Below are 17,189 nucleotides of genomic sequence, written 5' to 3'. Positions count from 1 at the left end.
TTATCGAAAAACTGCGGGACGGCCCGCATCCCAGGTCGAGGCTGATGCGCAATCGCCTCCGGGGGTTATGCCATGTTCGAAAAAGTCCTGATTGCCAACCGTGGCGCCATTGCCTGCCGCATCCTGCGTACCCTGCGTGAATTGCAGGTCAACGGCGTCGCGGTGTACTCCGAAGCCGATGCCGCCAGCCTGCACATCCTGCAAGCCAATGAAGCCCACAGCCTCGGTGAAGGCGCGGCCGCCGGCACCTATCTGGCGGTCGACAAGATCCTCGCCATCGCCAAAGCCACCGGCGCCACGGCGATCCATCCCGGTTACGGTTTCCTTTCGGAAAACGCCGCGTTCGCCGAAGCCTGCGAAGCCGCCAACATCGCCTTCATCGGCCCTACGCCGGAACAGCTGCGCGTGTTCGGCCTCAAGCACACCGCCCGCGCCTTGGCCAAGCAACACGGCGTACCGATGCTCGAAGGCACCGAGTTGCTAGACAGCCTCGACGCCGCCCTGATCGCCGGCGAACACGTCGGTTACCCGGTGATGCTCAAAAGCACTGCCGGCGGTGGCGGTATCGGCATGCGCGTGTGCCGCAGCGCGGCTGAACTGAGCGAATCCTTCGAAGCCGTGAAACGCCTCGGCCAGAACAACTTCAGCGACGCGGGCGTGTTCATCGAGAAATACATCCAGCGCGCGCGGCATCTGGAAGTCCAGGTGTTCGGCGATGGTCGCGGCGAGGTGATTGCCCTCGGCGTGCGCGACTGCTCGGTACAGCGCCGCAACCAGAAAGTCCTCGAAGAAACCCCGGCGCCGAACTTGCCCGAAGGCATGGCCGACGACCTGTGCGCAGCGGCGATCAAACTGGCCAAAGCGGTGAACTACCGCAGTGCCGGCACTGTGGAGTTTGTCTTCGACAGCGAAGACCAGCGTTTCTACTTCCTTGAAGTGAACACCCGTTTGCAGGTCGAACACGGCGTCACCGAACAAGTCTGGGGCGTGGATCTGGTGCGCTGGATGGTCGAACTCGCCGCCGGTGATTTGCCGCCGCTGCGTGAGTTGAGCCAAGGGCTGAAAGCCGAAGGGCACGCGATTCAGGCGCGGCTGTATGCCGAGGATCCGGGCCGTGATTTCCAGCCAAGCCCGGGCTTGCTCACTGCGGTGAATTTCCCCGCCGCCAATGGCATCCAACTGCGCATCGACACTTGGGTCGAGGCCGGTTGCGAGATTCCGCCGTACTTCGACCCGATGATCGCCAAGGTCATCAGTTGGGCATCGACCCGCGAAGAAGCGCGCGCCGATCTGCATCAGGCATTGGGCGACAGCCTGCTCTACGGCGTGGAAACCAACCGCGATTATCTGCGGCAGATTCTGCTGGATGCGCCTTTTGCCAACGGCCAGCCGTGGACGCGTTGCCTCGAAGGTCTGGTGTATCAGGCCAACACGTTTGAAGTGCTTAGCGCCGGGACGCAAACCAGCGTTCAGGACTATCCGGGCCGCCTCGGTTACTGGGCGGTGGGTGTGCCGCCGTCGGGTCCGATGGACAGTCGTGCGTTGCGTCTGGGCAATCTTTTACTGGGCAACGAAGAAGGTGCCGCCGCGCTGGAAATCACCATGAGCGGGCCGTTGCTGCGCTTCAATTGTGATGCCGTGGTGGCAGTGACCGGGGCGGTGATTCCGCTGACGCTGAACGGTGAAACCGTCGCGATGAACACCACGCTGTTGATTCCGGCCGGCGCCACGTTGAGCCTCGGCACCATTGCAGGTGCGGGCGCGCGCAGCTATTTGTGCCTGCGCGGTGGCTTGCAGGTTCCGGATTATCTGGGGAGCAAAAGCACCTTCACCCTCGGTCAGTTTGGCGGGCACGGCGGTCGTGCGTTGCGAGCGGGGGATGTGTTGCATCTGCCGGCGTTGGGCGACCGTAGCGCGGGTGCGGAACTGTCTGAAATCGCTGAGTTGCCTGAGGTGCGGACAATCCGCGTGATCTACGGCCCGCATGGCGCCCCGGAATACTTCACTGAAAACTACATCGGCAGGTTCTTCGCGACCCAGTGGGAAGTGCATTTCAACTCCAGCCGAACCGGTGTGCGCCTGATCGGGCCGAAGCCCGAATGGGTGCGTGCCGATGGGGGCGAAGCGGGACTGCATCCGTCGAACATTCATGACAATCCGTATGCCATTGGCGCGGTGGACTTTACCGGGGATATGCCAGTGATCCTGGGCCCGGACGGCCCGAGCCTTGGTGGGTTTGTGTGCCCGGTGACGGTGATCGAGGCTGACCTTTGGCAGTTGGGCCAATTGAAGGCCGGGGACAACGTGCAATTCATCCCCGTCGATATCAAAACCGCCCGCGCCCTCGCCACGAGATGGAACTCCCCTTGTGGGAGCGAGCTTGCTTGCGATGACGGCAGTACAGCCAACATCGATGTGGCTGACACACCGCTGTCGCGAGCAGGCTCACTCCTACAGGGGGTTGTGTCGCCTGTGGTGCTGGATTTGGGTCAGCGGGATACGCGGCTGGTGGCGAGGCTGTCGGGGGATACTCACCTGCTGCTCGAAATCGGCGCGCCGGAGCTGGATCTTGTTTTACGCTTCCGCGCCCACGCCCTCATGCAAGCGCTGGAAAGCAAACACCTGCACGGCGTGATCGACCTCACCCCAGGCATCCGTTCGCTGCAGGTGCACTACCAACCCGAGCAACTGCCACTGGCCGACCTGCTCGGCATCGTGGCCGGTGAATGGGACGCCGTGTGCGCCGCCAAGGACCTGCAAGTGCCCTCGCGCATCGTGCACTTGCCACTGTCCTGGGACGACCCGGCCTGCCAGCTGGCCATCGAAAAATACATGACCACCGTGCGTAAAGACGCGCCGTGGTGCCCGAGCAATCTGGAGTTCATTCGTCGCATCAACGATCTGCCCAACCTCGACGAAGTGCAGCGCACGGTGTTCGACGCCAGTTACCTGGTGATGGGCCTGGGTGACGTTTACCTCGGCGCGCCCGTCGCCACCCCGCTCGACCCGCGCCATCGTCTGGTCACCACCAAATACAACCCGGCCCGCACCTGGACCGCCGAAAACTCGGTCGGCATCGGGGGCGCCTACATGTGCGTCTACGGCATGGAAGGCCCCGGCGGTTATCAGTTTGTCGGGCGCACTTTGCAGATGTGGAACCGCTATCGCGAGGTGGCCGCGTTCGATGGCAAACCGTGGCTGCTGCGCTTCTTCGACCAGATCCGTTTCTACCCGGTGAGCGCCGACGAACTGCTGCGCATCCGCAAGGACTTCCCGCTCGGGCGTTTCGAGCTGAACATCGAACACAGCCAGTTGAACCTCGCGGAATATCAGGCATTCCTGGCCAAAGAAGCCGAGACCATCGCCGCGTTTCGCGATCAGCAGCAAGGCGCTTTCCACGCCGAGCGCGAACGCTGGATCGCCAGCGGCCAGGCGCATTTCGACAGCGAGGAATGGGTCCCGGAGGCGACCGAAGACGCCGCCCTTGCCCACGGTGAAATGAGCGTCGACAGCCACATTGCCGGCAACCTCTGGCAAGTTCAGGTGGAGACCGGCAGCCGCGTGGAAGCCGGCGATGTGCTGGTGATTCTGGAGTCGATGAAGATGGAAATTCCGCTGCTCGCGCCGACGGCTGGCGTGGTACGTGAGATTCGTGTGCAGCCCGGTTCCGCCGTGCGCGCCGGACAGCGCGTCGTGGTGCTGGCACTCGACTGACCCTCTTTCAAAAAGGATTAACGCCATGAACATGAATCTGCAACTCGACGCCCTGCGCAGCGCTTATCGCCTCGGCAACATCACGCCCCGTCAATTGCTGCCAAGTCTGCGCGACAAAGCCGCAGCCCTGAACCCGGACTATCACCTGTTCATTCACTTGCTCAGTGTCGAAGAACTGGAACCGTACCTCGCTGCGCTCGACGGCCGCGACATCGACAGCCTGCCGCTGTACGGCGTGCCGTTCGCGATCAAGGACAACATCGACCTGGCCGGAATTCCGACCACGGCGGCGTGTCCCGACTTTGCCTATGTGCCGGAGCGATCGGCGACCATCGTCGAGCAGTTGCTGGCGCTGGGGGCAATCCCGCTGGGCAAGACCAACCTCGATCAATTCGCCACCGGCCTCAACGGCAGCCGCTCGCCGTATGGCGCGTGTCCGAACAGCGTGTTGCCGGAGTATCCGTCGGGCGGTTCCAGTGCAGGGTCTTCGTTGGCGGTAGCGTTGGGCGTGGCGAGTTTTTCGTTGGGCACCGACACGGCGGGATCGGGACGTGTGCCGGCGGGGTTGAACAATCTGGTGGGATTGAAAGCCACCAAAGGTTTGATCTCCACGGCGGGTGTGGTGCCGGCCTGTCGCACGCTCGATTGCGTCACGACCTTTACCGCGACCGCTCGCGAAGCCAGCCAGTTGCTCGCGCTCACCGCCCACCTCGACCCGCGCGATGAATACAGCCGTAGCAATCCGCAGTGGAATGACGGCGCAGCGTTCGGTACACCGCGCCCGTTCCGCTTCGGCGTGCCGCGCGCGCAAGACCTGGAATTCTTCGGCTGCTCCGAAGGCCCGCTGTTGTTCGGGGAGGCGATCGACCGGCTCAAAGCCTTGGGCGGTGAAGCGGTCGAACTGGATATGTCGCCGTTTCTCGAAGCGGCACGCTTGCTCTACGAAGGACCGTGGGTGGCCGAGCGCTACAGCGTGGCCGGGGAATTGATGGCGCATAATCCACAAGCCGTGTTGCCAGTGATTCGCGCAGTGCTGGCCAAGGCACCGGCGGTGACGGGCGTACAAACCTTCCGCGCCCAGTATCGGCTGCAAGCCTTGAAAGCGTTGTGCGACAAGGCGCTGGAACAACTTGACTGCGTGCTCACGCCGACCATCGGCCGCCCGGTGACACTGGCGCAGCTGGACGCCGAACCAGTGCCGCGCAATTCGGAACTGGGTTACTACACCAACTTCATGAACCTGCTCGACTACGCCGCCGTCGCGGTGCCAAGCAGCTTTATGGGCAATGGCCTGCCATGGGGCGTGACGTTGTTTGGCCGGGCGTTTACCGATCAGTATTTGCTGAGCGTGGCGGACGCTTTCCAGCGCCAACAAGGTCCGAGCGCGGTGGCGTCAACGACGGTTGCGCGCAACGATCGGGCGCGGCTGGTGGTGTGTGGCGCACATCTCGATGGCTTGGCGCTGAACGGGCAATTGAAACGCCGAGGGGCCCGGTTGGTCGAGACGACGTTCAGTTCGCCGGACTATCAACTGTATGCCTTGGCCGGCGGTCCGCCGTTTCGTCCGGGGATGGTGCGGGTGAAGGATGGCGGCGTGGCGATTGCGGTAGAGGTTTGGGAATTGCCGAGCAGCGAGTTGGGCTCGTTCCTGACTGGGATTCCGGCACCGCTGGGGTTAGGCAAAGTGCAACTGGCGGACGGACGTTGGGAGAGCGGGTTTATCTGCGAGGCGTATGGATTGGAAGGCGCCGTGGATATCAGCCACCTCGGCGGATGGCGCGCCTACCTGCAATCCCTTGCCTGAACACCGTCCCCTTGTAGGAGTGAGCCTGCTCGCGATGGCGTCAGCACATCCAATATCGATGTCGACTGACCTACCGCTATCGCGAGCAAGCTCACTCCTGCAAAGTGCGAGTCCGACGCAATGCAGCAGTTATTTCCCGGCAGTGCCGTTAGAATGCCTGCCTTTGGCGCACTGCCAGACAATCCGGCCGTAATCGCACCTGCGTGGAAAGGTCTCACTCCAGCTATGAATAATCCTGCATGAACACGCCTGACTTCTGCCCGGCCTGTGGCGCGTCCAACGCCTGCACCCTGGCCGATCCGAAAACTGCCGATCGCGCCTGTTGGTGCTACGGCGTCAGCATTGACCCGGCCGTGCTCGAAGCGCTGCCGCCGGAACTGCGCGATAAATCCTGCCTGTGCCCACGCTGCGCACAAGTCGAGGCGCAGCTGTAAGCGAGCGTCCGGCCGATCACGTAAGATACGCGGCCCTTTTCCCACGAACCCTTGCCATGCGCGTTGACCGTTTCCTCAGCAACCTGCCGCGCTTCAACCGTAAACAGGTGCGCCTGTTGCTGGTGGAAAAGCGCGTGCGGATCGACGGAACAATCGTCAGCGACCCGCACGCCGAGGTGCTCGAGTTCAGCCGCGTCGAAGTCGACGACGAAGTCCTGCAAGCCGGCAAACCGGCGCGCTACTTCATGCTGCACAAGCCACCCGGCTGCGTCAGCGCCACCCGCGACCCCGAGCACCCGACGGTCCTCGACCTGATCCACGAGCCGGACAAGGACGAGTTGCACATCGCCGGTCGCCTCGACTTCAACACCACCGGTCTGATGCTGATCACCAACGACGGCAGCTGGTCGCGACGCCTGACCCAACCGACGACCAAACTGCCCAAGGTCTACTACGTCGAGACCGAGCAGGACATCGGCCCGGAATATGCGTTGAAATTCATTGAAGGGTTGTACTTCGCTTTCGAAGACCTCACCACCCAGCCCGCCGGGCTGGAGCTGCTAGGGCCGAAATCGGCGCGACTGAGCATTGTCGAGGGCCGGTATCACCAGGTGAAGCGGATGTTCGGCCATTTCGACAACAAAGTCCTGCGCCTGCACCGCGAACGCATGGGCCCGCTAGAGCTCGATAACGCGCTAAAACCGGGCGAGTACCGCGCATTGCGCACCGAAGAGATTCAATTGATCTAAGCCGGCGACCGCTCAGCAGAAGTTGTCGAACAATTTACCAATGACACTTGCGCGAAGACGTCGCCCCTGCTTGAATCAGGTCGTCAGCCGAAATGTGACTGACGAGTCACAACATACTTCTAAGAAACTTTTTGTCGGTTAGAGAACCCTCAGGTTCCGCCTCAGACCGGCAGACTGCCCGCCAATAATAATACCCGTCGACCTGCTGTACGGATCGACATGGGCCTCCAAATTCCAGGCGTATGCCTACCTGTCACAAAGCTCGTGCAATCTCATTGCGCGCATACCCGCTTGCCAGGAGTCTTATGACATGAGGCCAGAAATCGCTGTGCTGGATATACAGGGTCAGTATCGGGTTTACACGGAGTTCTATCGCGCAGACGCCGCAGAGAAGACCATTATCTTGGTCAACGGCTCGATGGCCACGACTGCGTCGTTTGCACAAACCGTGAAAAACCTTCATCCGCAGTTCAACGTGGTCTGCTACGACCAGCCCTACGCGGGCAAGTCCAAGGCGCACAACCTGCACGAGAAATTGCTGACCAAGGAAGTCGAAGGGCAGATCCTCCTGGAGCTGATCGAACACTTTGGCGCCGAACATGTGCTGTCGTTTTCCTGGGGCGGCGCCGCGACCCTGGTCGCCCTCGCCCACCGGCCACGCCGGATCGAAAAAGCCGTGATCAGCTCGTTCTCCCCGGAGATCAACGCGCACATGCTCGATTACCTCGAGCGCGGCGTCGACTACCTCGGCAGCCGGGACGGTGACCGGGTCGGTAACCTGGTGAACAGCACCATCGGCAAACATTTGCCGACCCTGTTCAAACGCTTCAACTACCGGCACGTCAGCAGCCTGGCCGATCATGAATATGGGCAGATGCACTTTCACATCAACGACCTGCTGCACAGTGATCGTCAGTGCTTCCTGAAGGCGGCGGAAAAAATCAGCGTGCCGGTGCTGTTCATGAACGGCGAATGGGACGAATACACCGCCGCCGATGGCGCGCGATTGTTCGCCAACCACGTGCAACACGCCACCTTCACGACACTGGAAGCGACCGGCCACTTTCTCGACATGGAACACAAAGCCGCCTGCCGAGACAGCCGCAATGCACTGCTGGGGTTCCTGAAACCTGAACCACAGCCCAGCCGAACGCGTTACCACTACGTCCAGGATCACCATGCACTGGCAATCTGAAACAGCGTCCTCGCGAGCAAGCGTCGCCCTACAGTAGTTGAACGCATTCCTGTAGGCGCGAGGCTTGCCCGCGATAGACCGTTTTGCGGTGCGTGCCGTATTGCATCTGAGCTAAAGCTGTCCAGCGCAAAGAAAAACTTCATTTCCACGCGCACATCTGGTACAAAGTCAGCCGCTCTGAGCGGGTGTCGTATAATGGCATTACTCCAGCTTCCCAAGCTGATAACGAGGGTTCGATTCCCTTCACCCGCTCCACTATTTTCAAGGCTTCCAGCGCAGTCCACGGACATCCAATCGCGTCTGGTGACAGTTTCAGTGACAGTTTCCAAGAATCCACCGCCCCCCATGCTAGCGAACCAGCCGCATGGTCGGAGCGTGAGAGCCTCGCCCATCAGATAGCCTCCCTCTTCCGGACAGAATCGATTTTCCGGTTGAAGTTTAAAATGACTATTAAAGCTATTTAATTCTCTTCTCTCTACTACAACGCAGACAGAGAAAGGCTTTCAGCGCTTTCAACAATCCTCTTTTTCAGGTTACCCCAGCTATTTATAGGGCAATTAGGGAAGCTATTTACCCACACCTTTCAAACTGTTGATTTATTAGGGTTTTGTATTTGAATACCTTTTTAAATAGCCCACCCGTGCGCCTGATCGCCACCCCCTCAACGCCACGACTTACGCGGGCTGCGGAGCTTTTGTCACTCGGTTTCGCGGCACTCCGTGAAATAGCCAGATGCCTCACAGGCCCTGCAGCTGGCTTGGGCGCCGCCTTGTTTTGCACCACCACCCGCTTTGCACAGAAAAGGAACCCAAAGCCCGTCGGCGGGAGGGGGATAAGTGCTTTTTCCGATGATTTTTTTGAACCGGGGAATTTTTCAGGCTTTGGTGTTCCAACAGCTGGACACGAGCTATTTGCGTAGTCGAGTTTGGGAAACGTCTGATTGTTTTCTACTTATGAGTGTGGGCAAGGTACTGCCTCTATGAAATCTGATATGGAAGTCAAAAATGTCTGGCAAGCCTGCTGCACGCAAGACCGATACCGTGAGCTGTCCTCGCTGTGGCGGAACAGCCATTGAGTCCGGATCACCCAATGTATTTTTTGATGGTCTACCCGCTGCCCGGGTTACTGACTGCACCACCTGCGGCAGTATTTTGACCATGGCCGCCATGTCCTCGGTACAGATCAATGGCCAGGCAGCACTGGTCACCGGCTCACAAGGAACGCATGGCGACACCATTACGGGTGGGTCATCGAGCATCATCATCGGCAACAACTTCACACCCGCACCTGTTTCGCCGGTTGGTCCGATGCTCGCGCATCTGATTGAGCCTTCCAGCTACCAACCCCCGGTCACTGTACCTGCGCCTACCCTACCGCCGGCCGTAACTGCTGATGTCTCGGTTTTAGAGGAGGAAGAAGAGGAAGAAGAGCTGGATGATGAAAAACCGGTGGGCATTACTTTACGCATTGGCGTGTTCTTTGATGGCACATTGAACAATGCGAATAACAGCGTGATGGGGCAGCTGTGTGGTGCAACCCACGCCATCAAGCCTGAGGACCTGGACGCCAGTTGCAGACCGTATATGGCTGATCCGGAAAGCAGCTACGCGAACGATACGTCGAACATAAAAAAACTCAGCGATTTGTATTATGTAAGTGAAGAGATTGACGAGTCCTCGCACCAGGGCAGCTTGTCCCAGATGCTTTACGTTGACGGAATAGGTACGTCGACCGGTCAAGCAGACAGCATGTTAGGCGCTAGCATGGGGCGCGGGACAGCGGGCGTAAGCGGTAAAGTTGAGGATGCTTTCCGTGAAATTGGGAAAAGGATTTTCCGGCTTTTCCAAACCTCCCCCGATTCTAAAATCGTAAGCCTTACTTTTGATGTTTTTGGTTTCAGCCGAGGCGCAGCTGCTGCACGTCACTTTGCCAATGAGGTGGCTCTAGGTCAGCAAGGCCCCTTGGGGCAAACCATTAAGACGTTTCGACGAGCCTTCCACGAAGCATTCAGCGGTGAATACCATCACGATATCAACGTTGGATTTATTGGCTTGTTTGATACTGTGCCGTCAGTAGGTGGCTTGGCCAATCTGGGCTATATACGTAGCCAAACACAACCAGGGCTCAAACTGTACCTATCTCGCAGCTCGTTTCCCAATGTCGTCCAATTGGCTGCTCGGGATGAAATCCGTGCCAACTTCGCCTTGAATCGAGTAAAACCCGATCACCTGGAAATCACATTGCCCGGTGTCCACTCGGATCTTGGCGGCGGGTACTTTCCTGAATCCGAAGAGAACCTGCTGATCAGCCCGATGCAGGCGCTGGATGTTCCCGTCACGACAGACGTGAAATACACCTCGATCTACCGCGACGCGCAACAGGTGAAGGCGCAGTGGGAAGCCAAAGGCTGGCCATCCGAAATGCTGGAGGTCGTGACTCCCTATGTTCGGGGTTTACCTCCATCTCAACAGGATCGTTTGAACCCTTACAAACGTGTCTATGCGGCGTTGCAGCTCAAGAAATCCGTGCGTGGCGAGCTGTCGCGGGTTTACCTGCGAGTCATGTACGAGTTGGCCAAGCAACGAGGAGTTAAGTTTGAGCACCTTGATGAGCAATATCCAACTTACGCCATCCCATCGGAACTTCAGGCGCTGTGTGACCGCTTCGTCGCGGGTGACTACAGTACAACTCCCGCCGAGGAGCAACTGCTCAAATTGAAGTACATTCACACCTCGGCCAGCTGGAACCCACCGACAATCTTGCAAGGTTCAACACCTCGGACCAGTGCGGGTTTACTCTACTTTAATGCCCCAACCACGGACGGGATTCGCGTACAACATCCCCATGTACCCGACTAGGAGTCAAAATTTTGCGATCACTATGGATCTTGTTGGGGGCTTTGCTTATGGGTGCCTGCCAAGCGAAAGAGCTTTCGGGAGAGCATCTGGACCCAGACGCAGTGCCATGGGAACTCGGTTTTACCGAACCCAATTTTATGAGGGTTTGGGTAGAAGACAGTGCGGTAGTTGATATCGATGGCGTCTTGTATCGTCGAGTTGGTAGCGGTGTAGCAGCGGGAGGAAAAAGCAGTAAAGCAGACGCCGCTCGTGGTTGGCGCAAGGGGATTGGTGGTAACGAAAAAACCGTAGTAGGGGCCAAAATTCCTGTTCGCATCTATGTGCGCTGGCAATCGCTTGTCGAGCCGCAAACCTACCAAGGTTGGTTTGAAATACCGGAAAGTGCGCGTCAGATTTTGCGCGATGCAGTGACAAAAGATTGCCTGGAATACCCGAAAGTAAAGGACTTGCGTGCGGGAGGGTCTGTTCAGCTTGGTCTTGCCCCTGGCGGTGTGGTGCAGATCTGGGTGCGAGATCAGTGCCAACGGCCAATTAAAGTCGCACGCGGCCAAGCCACGATTGAACCCAAGGGGCCTGCTTTAGGACTCTCGGGAGGAAGTTATTTCCCTTTGGAAGAAGATTCCAAACGCTATATCGAAAAGAACGGCATACCCTACGGAAGCTGGTGAATTACCGGTTGTTCAGCCCGCCCAATGGCGGGCTTTTTTCTGTCCGGTCTTTTTACATCAGGCCGTAGGCTCGATGCAGCTCAACTGAAGCGGCCTCAATATCGGAGTTGTTAAGCGCTCGATCGTAAGCCCTGATAAACGCGTAACCACCCACCAGCCCGCTGTGGCCAACGCCGATCCTTGCCAGCCCAAATATTCCGCCCCCTCGCACCAGGTGCGAACGGCTTCTACGAAAGTATCTCGGCGGCCAGTCGACTGCCCCGATCAGTTGTGCACGGTAGATAGCCGACAAGCGCTAGTTGGTGGGAGGTTGCCAGGAGGGCACAGCGATGAGGTTTGTTTCAGCGCCTCCGATAGTACGAAAAAGGTATCTGAGCCGACAGAGAATTAAAGATGTTTTGCGACAAAAGCGACGGCGACAAACAGGGTCAGCGCGAATGCAGCACCGATGCTGAACGGCAACAACGTAGTGCGGATTTTGGTCGGGGCCGGGCGTCTCATCTCTTCAGCTAAAGCCTCCATTTCACGATGCAATTGCTCGATGTTTGCTCGATTACTACGATGAGTGGACATGTTTCTTTCTCCTCTCGCAGACCGTGTTGAGTCCGTGAACTGTTCCTGACAATGTGAGCCGTGTGGTTGCAAAGCTCAAGTACCAGCGATGTATGTTGAGTATCGGCGACCAATAGCTTATCGAGTTCTAAATTTTCGCGATCGTTCTGGTGCATTGATCATCCTTCTCGGCTTTTAGCCGCCATCCTAAGCGTCGTTGTCTGCGAAGCCGGCAAAATCTGTCGGACGTCAATCACTCATCACCTATCGTGCAGTCCGTTCTGCGGAGCACTATGTCTCGTCTACCCACCAGTGGATAGCGGGTGATTCACGCTTAGGTCGTAGGCAAAATCCGAGAGCTGCGCATGAAACAGCGTTAACTGTTTTCGCTCAGTTGGTCGTCTTGTTGCCCCTTGTTTCTTCGGGATACTCTCGCATTTTCGCCATCTCCAACGCCCCCTCCCCCCGCGCGACCATCAACGAATACGCGCCACAACGCTTCGAGGGAAACCAATCGGCGCGGCCCAAATTCCGCCCACCAACGATCTCAACGAGAGCAACCCGACATGACTCAAAACATCTACGACGATCCGGAATTTTTCCACGGCTACAGCCAGATGGGCCGCTCCCTTGGAGGCCTCGACGCAGCACCGGAATGGCCAGCACTCAAATCAATGCTGCCGCCGATGAAAGGCTTAAAGGTAGTGGACCTCGGCTGCGGTTACGGCTGGTTCAGCCGCTGGGCCAGTGAACAAGGCGCCGATAGCGTGCTCGGTCTGGACGTCTCGGAGAAGATGCTGGAGCAGGCTCGTAAAACTACATCGGCGGATAATATCCACTATTCACGGGCAGATCTGGAACAGCTTGATTTACCCAAAGGCGTTTTCGACCTGGCGTACAGCTCACTGGCGCTGCACTACATCAAGGATTTGCCGGGTTTGTTCGCCACGATCCACGCGGCCCTTAAACCCGATTCGCGCTTTGTGTTTTCCATCGAGCATCCAATCTTCATGGCCCCGCGCAATCCGGGATGGCTGATCGACGGCGAGGGCCGCAAGCGGTGGCCTGTGGACAGCTATCAGCGGGAAGGCGAGCGGGTGACGAACTGGCTGGCGGAAGGCGTGATCAAGCAGCACCGAACCCTTGGCACGCTGTTCAATACGCTGATTGCCGCGGGTTTCAGCATCGAGCATGTCAACGAATGGGGGCCGAGCGATGCCGAGGTCGCGGCGCAACCGGCGCTGGCCGAAGAGCTGGAACGGCCGATGATGTTGCTGGTTAGCGTTCATCGCTAAGAGCCACGCCGGGTTCTTGTATATTTTACGTATAGGTCTTTGAAATCCGGTAAAGAAGCCGTAGTGCGGCGTTGGACCTGACTACAGGTGCTTTACTCTGTCAGCTCAACATTCACCTAGAGATCGACATGGACAATTCAGAGTTGGGGATCATGATCATTTCGATGATCGGGTTGTTCGGCTTTGCTTCGTTTGTTTTTGAATACTTGAGTGCCAAACACAGGGACAGATAACGCTCAGCGCGATCCGTCCCTTTTTGCACTATCGGGTTGCGACAATAAACAACCGCGGAAACGGCAACAGCACCGAACCATCGCTCAACGCCGGATAAGCCTGCTCAATCGCTGCGTGGTATTGCTTGAGGTATTGCGCCTTTTCCGCGTCATCCAGTGGTTCGAGAAACGGCCGCAAACCGCTGCCCTTGAACCACTCGACCACACCCGATGCGCCACCCGCCAGCGGGTGATGGTAAGTGGTGCGCCACACATCGACGCGCGCACAGTGTGGCCGCAGCATCGAGTAGTAATCGCTGGCACTGGCCATCTCGGTGCGTTGCCCGGCGGCGTCCGCCAGTTTGCTGGCCCATGGGCCTTCGGCGGCTACTTCACGCATCAGGCGATGGGACGGCTCGTTGAGGTTGTCGGGCATCTGGATGGCCAGGCTGCCGCCCTCGGTCAGTCGGGAGGCCAGCGACGGCAATAACGTCGCGTGATCGGGCAGCCATTGCAACACAGCATTGGCGAAAATCACGTCGAACGGGCCGTTATCGTCCCAGGTTCCGATATCAACAGTGTCGAACTGCACGTTTGGTAAGCGCTTACGAGCGGCCTCGATCATGTTGCTCGAACTGTCGACCCCACGCACCGTGGCGCCGCTGAAGCGCTCGACCAGCAATTCGGTCGAATTGCCGGGACCGCACCCGATGTCGATGGCTGAACGCGCATCCACCGGCGGGATAGCGGCGAGCAGGTCTCGTGCAGGGCGGGTGCGTTCATCTTCAAAAGCGACGTATTGCTTGGCGGACCAACTCATTGCGTTCTCCTGTCAATGCGTAGTTGTGGGCCAGAAGCAGACAACTGGTCCGATACGATACCTCGGCAGGAGCTGCCTGCCCTATCCCACCTTTGGCCAGCGCAGTCGTTGGTCGTTTGAATGTAAGTCGAATTTTCAACATGACGTCGCTGTCACACATTCAGGCGCATCCCAATAAGGAACACGGCAATGAAATTCGCAAAAATCTCGCAGAAACTCGCCCTGTGGGCCGGCAGTCCCATGACATTTATGGGCGCGCTGATTCTTATTGCTTTGTGGGCCCTGAGCGGTCCGATTTTTGGTTTCAACGACACCTGGCAACTGGTCATTAATACTTCAACCACGATCATCACGTTCCTGATGGTGTTCCTGATCCAGAACACGCAGAACCGCGACACCGACATCCTGCATCTGAAAATCGATGAGTTGCTGCGAGTGAACAAGGAGGCGCAGAACGCGATGTTGGGGCTGGAACTACTGGACCTCAAACAACTGGAGGCGCTGCGCCGCCACTATCGCGCTATGGGCGAAAAAGATGTGCATGACCTGGCGGGGTTGGCGACGACGAGCCAGCGCAAACAGGGTTTGAATAAGTGTTGAACACAAACAAAACGGCGCGTGATGTAAAGCACGCGCCGTTTGCTTTGAACGTCGTTAATAACCGGGTTATAGACCGGCCTGCAACGCCCTGGCCATTTGCAGATGGTTTTGCAGTTTGGGCAGGGTTTCTTCGGCGAACGCTTTGATTTGCGGAATGTCCGTGGTTTGCGCTTCCTGCTGAAGTTGCTCGATGGCTTGCTGCGTGGTTTTCACCTGACTGGCGGCGTAGGCCTGGTCAAAGGTTGCGCCGTCCATCGCTTGCGGCATCAAGGCTTTGGCCTTGTCGACCACTTCTTCGCGGGGGGCCACAGGCAGATCCAGTTGCCTGGCGATCTTCGCCAGGTGCTGGTTAGCGGTGGTGCGGTCGTTGATGACGACGATGGTGTAGTCCTTGACCTCTTTGGATTCGGTTTTCTGGTGCGCCAGGCGACTGGCTTCGATGTCGGCCATGCCTTGGGCCGAGGCGTCGTTGATGAATTCGGCGGGGGACTGGGCAAAGGCACTGCTGGCACACAATCCCAGTAACGTGGCAAAACCTGCATGACGTATTCGGGTGGCCATCCGGCTCATGGTCGCGCCCTCCTTGTTAAAAAATTCAAGCGGGAGCTTGCGCCCCCGCCTCTCGATCAAAACCACCTGCAATCACTACTTGGACTTCTGAGGACCTTTGCGGCCCATTTCGGGTTTCGTAGAATCTTTATCGACAGTCGTCGTGGTGGTTTTCCCACCTTTGCGACCGGCTTCAGACGCCTTCGTTCGATCGTTGGCGAAGTTTCCCGAGTTCGAGTTTCTTGAATTAGGCATGATTCTCTACCTCATGGTGAATGGCCCAAACGAGCAACAGCCCGCATACATTCAGAATGAACGAGCCCCAAAAGGTTTAGAAAACCTGAAAACGCCGCGACGAATGGCGGCGAATTATCAGACGTCGAGTCGCAGATGATGTTGGCGTTTGGCGGCATACATGGCCTCGTCGGCATGCCTGAACAACTGCTTTTCTTCGATGCCGTGCTCGGGGTAATGAGCCACGCCGATACTCGTGTGGATGTTCAGGTTATGCCCGTCCAGACGCAGCGGCTGAGCGAGGACCTGCAGGATTTTTTCCGCCACGCTGTCGGCGTCTTCCTGGCCATGGATGCTGTGCAACAACACCACAAACTCGTCCCCGCCAATACGCGCCACGGTGTCGGTTTCGCGCACGCATCCCTTGATCCGATTGGCCACCGCTTGCAACAGCATGTCGCCCACCGCATGGCCATGGGTATCGTTGACGTCCTTGAAACGGTCGAGGTCGACGTACAGCAACGCCATCCGCCCGCCATTGGCCCGAGCCAGCGCCAGCGACGCCTTGAGACGTTCACGCAGCAATTCGCGATTAGGCAGTTGAGTCAGCTGGTCGTACTGCGCCATGCGCTGTAATCGAGCATGCAATTGCTTGCGCTCGATGGCGGTCGCGACTTGCGCGCAGACGTACTGCAACAGTTCCTTGTCCCGCTCGGTGTAGCGCTCACCACCCGGAACGCTTTTGACGATGAGCGCGCCAATGGTGCCGTTTTGCGAATTCAGGGGCACGCCCAGCCAGCAAGGTGAATTCGTACCGGCGACCAACATTTGAAAGCCTGCGGGCGAATGGTCCTGGTCCGGGGTCAGCAAAATCGGTTGGCCACTGCGGATCACTTCCGCACACAGGCGCCCGGTGATGGTGCCCGGCTGCTCGGGTTGCAGTTCGTGGTCGTTGACGTGATAGGGGAAATTCAGCTGCGCGCAATGCTCGTCATACAGCGCCACGGAGAAATTCAGCGCGGGCAGCCATTCGCCGATGATCAAGTGAATGCGCTTGAACAGCGCCAGCAAATCCTCCGCCGCGTGGGCCGCTTCGGAAATTGCATACAGCGCCGCTTGCCGAGACTCGGCCTGCTTGCGTTCGGTGATGTCCCGGGCCACAGCAATGCGCAGCTGATCGACTTCCGACCAGCGTGCCGACCAGAGGATATGCACAACTTGGCCGTCCTTGCGCAGGTAGCGGTTTTCAAAATTGAGTTTAGGCTCGCCACCCATGATTTCCCGAGCGGCGTCGAGCGTGCGCTGGCGGTCGCCAGGATGCACCATGTCGATCATCGCTTGGCCGATCAGCTCCTCGGGGGTATAGCCGAAAATACGCTCGCACGCCGCACTGACAAAAACGAAGCGACCTTGCTTGTCGACCGCACAAACGGCGTCCAGCAACAGATCAATGTAGCTCGCCAACGGCGCGGAATTTCTGGATGCCATGGTGTCCTGCATATGGC

14 protein-coding genes and 1 tRNA gene are annotated in these 17,189 nt (G+C 58.3%); 10 read left to right on the top strand and 5 right to left on the bottom strand.

The window, feature by feature from the left end:
- The first annotated feature begins 72 nt into the window (after window positions 1-72).
- From uca to NL116_RS07210, 8 genes are all read left to right on the top strand, one after another.
- Window positions 73-3,714, top strand: coding sequence for an urea carboxylase (gene uca, locus NL116_RS07245; protein ID WP_494376594.1), 3,642 nt, complete (start codon window positions 73-75; stop codon window positions 3,712-3,714).
- 25 nt (window positions 3,715-3,739) lie between these two features.
- Window positions 3,740-5,518, top strand: coding sequence for an allophanate hydrolase (gene atzF / locus NL116_RS07240; protein ID WP_494376593.1), 1,779 nt, complete (start codon window positions 3,740-3,742; stop codon window positions 5,516-5,518).
- 239 nt (window positions 5,519-5,757) lie between these two features.
- Complete coding sequence (locus NL116_RS07235; RefSeq protein WP_494376592.1) at window positions 5,758-5,952, top strand: cysteine-rich CWC family protein; 195 nt, start codon at window positions 5,758-5,760, stop codon at window positions 5,950-5,952.
- Window positions 5,953-6,008: 56 nt separating this feature from the next.
- A complete protein-coding gene (locus tag NL116_RS07230; protein ID WP_494376591.1) occupies window positions 6,009-6,701 on the top strand; it encodes a pseudouridine synthase in 693 nt (230 codons plus the stop codon).
- 310 nt (window positions 6,702-7,011) lie between these two features.
- Complete coding sequence (locus tag NL116_RS07225) at window positions 7,012-7,896, top strand: alpha/beta fold hydrolase (RefSeq protein WP_494376590.1); 885 nt, start codon at window positions 7,012-7,014, stop codon at window positions 7,894-7,896.
- A gap of 181 nt (window positions 7,897-8,077) precedes the next feature.
- A tRNA-Gly gene (locus NL116_RS07220) sits at window positions 8,078-8,151 on the top strand.
- Between the two features lie 749 nt (window positions 8,152-8,900).
- Complete coding sequence (locus NL116_RS07215) at window positions 8,901-10,754, top strand: PAAR domain-containing protein (RefSeq protein ID WP_494376589.1); 1,854 nt, start codon at window positions 8,901-8,903, stop codon at window positions 10,752-10,754.
- Between the two features lie 101 nt (window positions 10,755-10,855).
- A complete protein-coding gene (locus tag NL116_RS07210; protein WP_494376588.1) occupies window positions 10,856-11,422 on the top strand; it encodes a DUF2931 family protein in 567 nt (188 codons plus the stop codon).
- Window positions 11,423-11,809: 387 nt separating this feature from the next.
- Here NL116_RS07210 and NL116_RS07205 read toward each other — a convergent pair whose 3' ends face one another.
- On the bottom strand, window positions 11,810-11,995 hold the full coding sequence (locus NL116_RS07205; protein ID WP_494376587.1) for a hypothetical protein: 186 nt from the start codon (window positions 11,993-11,995) through the stop codon (window positions 11,810-11,812).
- Window positions 11,996-12,540: 545 nt separating this feature from the next.
- Between NL116_RS07205 and NL116_RS07200 the strand changes: the two genes are divergently transcribed.
- Complete coding sequence (locus NL116_RS07200) at window positions 12,541-13,269, top strand: class I SAM-dependent methyltransferase (protein ID WP_494376586.1); 729 nt, start codon at window positions 12,541-12,543, stop codon at window positions 13,267-13,269.
- A 261-nt stretch (window positions 13,270-13,530) separates the two neighbouring features.
- On the opposite strand, the gene tam is transcribed toward NL116_RS07200, so the two are convergent.
- On the bottom strand, window positions 13,531-14,301 hold the full coding sequence (gene tam / locus NL116_RS07195) for a trans-aconitate 2-methyltransferase (protein WP_494376585.1): 771 nt from the start codon (window positions 14,299-14,301) through the stop codon (window positions 13,531-13,533).
- A 189-nt stretch (window positions 14,302-14,490) separates the two neighbouring features.
- Here tam and NL116_RS07190 point away from each other — a divergent pair, with 189 nt between their 5' ends.
- Complete coding sequence (locus NL116_RS07190; protein WP_494376584.1) at window positions 14,491-14,901, top strand: low affinity iron permease family protein; 411 nt, start codon at window positions 14,491-14,493, stop codon at window positions 14,899-14,901.
- Between the two features lie 66 nt (window positions 14,902-14,967).
- Here NL116_RS07190 and NL116_RS07185 read toward each other — a convergent pair whose 3' ends face one another.
- The 3 genes from NL116_RS07185 to NL116_RS07175 form a co-directional block, all read right to left on the bottom strand.
- Window positions 14,968-15,471 carry a DUF4142 domain-containing protein gene (locus NL116_RS07185; RefSeq protein WP_494376583.1) on the bottom strand — a complete coding sequence of 168 codons (504 nt, stop codon included), beginning with the start codon at window positions 15,469-15,471 and terminating at the stop codon, window positions 14,968-14,970.
- Window positions 15,472-15,546: 75 nt separating this feature from the next.
- Window positions 15,547-15,705 carry a KGG domain-containing protein gene (locus NL116_RS07180; RefSeq protein WP_081744010.1) on the bottom strand — a complete coding sequence of 53 codons (159 nt, stop codon included), beginning with the start codon at window positions 15,703-15,705 and terminating at the stop codon, window positions 15,547-15,549.
- A 117-nt stretch (window positions 15,706-15,822) separates the two neighbouring features.
- A complete protein-coding gene (locus tag NL116_RS07175) occupies window positions 15,823-17,172 on the bottom strand; it encodes a sensor domain-containing protein (RefSeq protein ID WP_494376582.1) in 1,350 nt (449 codons plus the stop codon).
- Window positions 17,173-17,189: the final 17 nt, after the last annotated feature.

The organism is Pseudomonas sp. FBCC-B1667 (assembly GCF_059133255.1).
The sequence above is the reverse complement of the archived record's forward strand: the minus strand, read 5'-3'. Positions and strand labels throughout refer to the sequence as shown.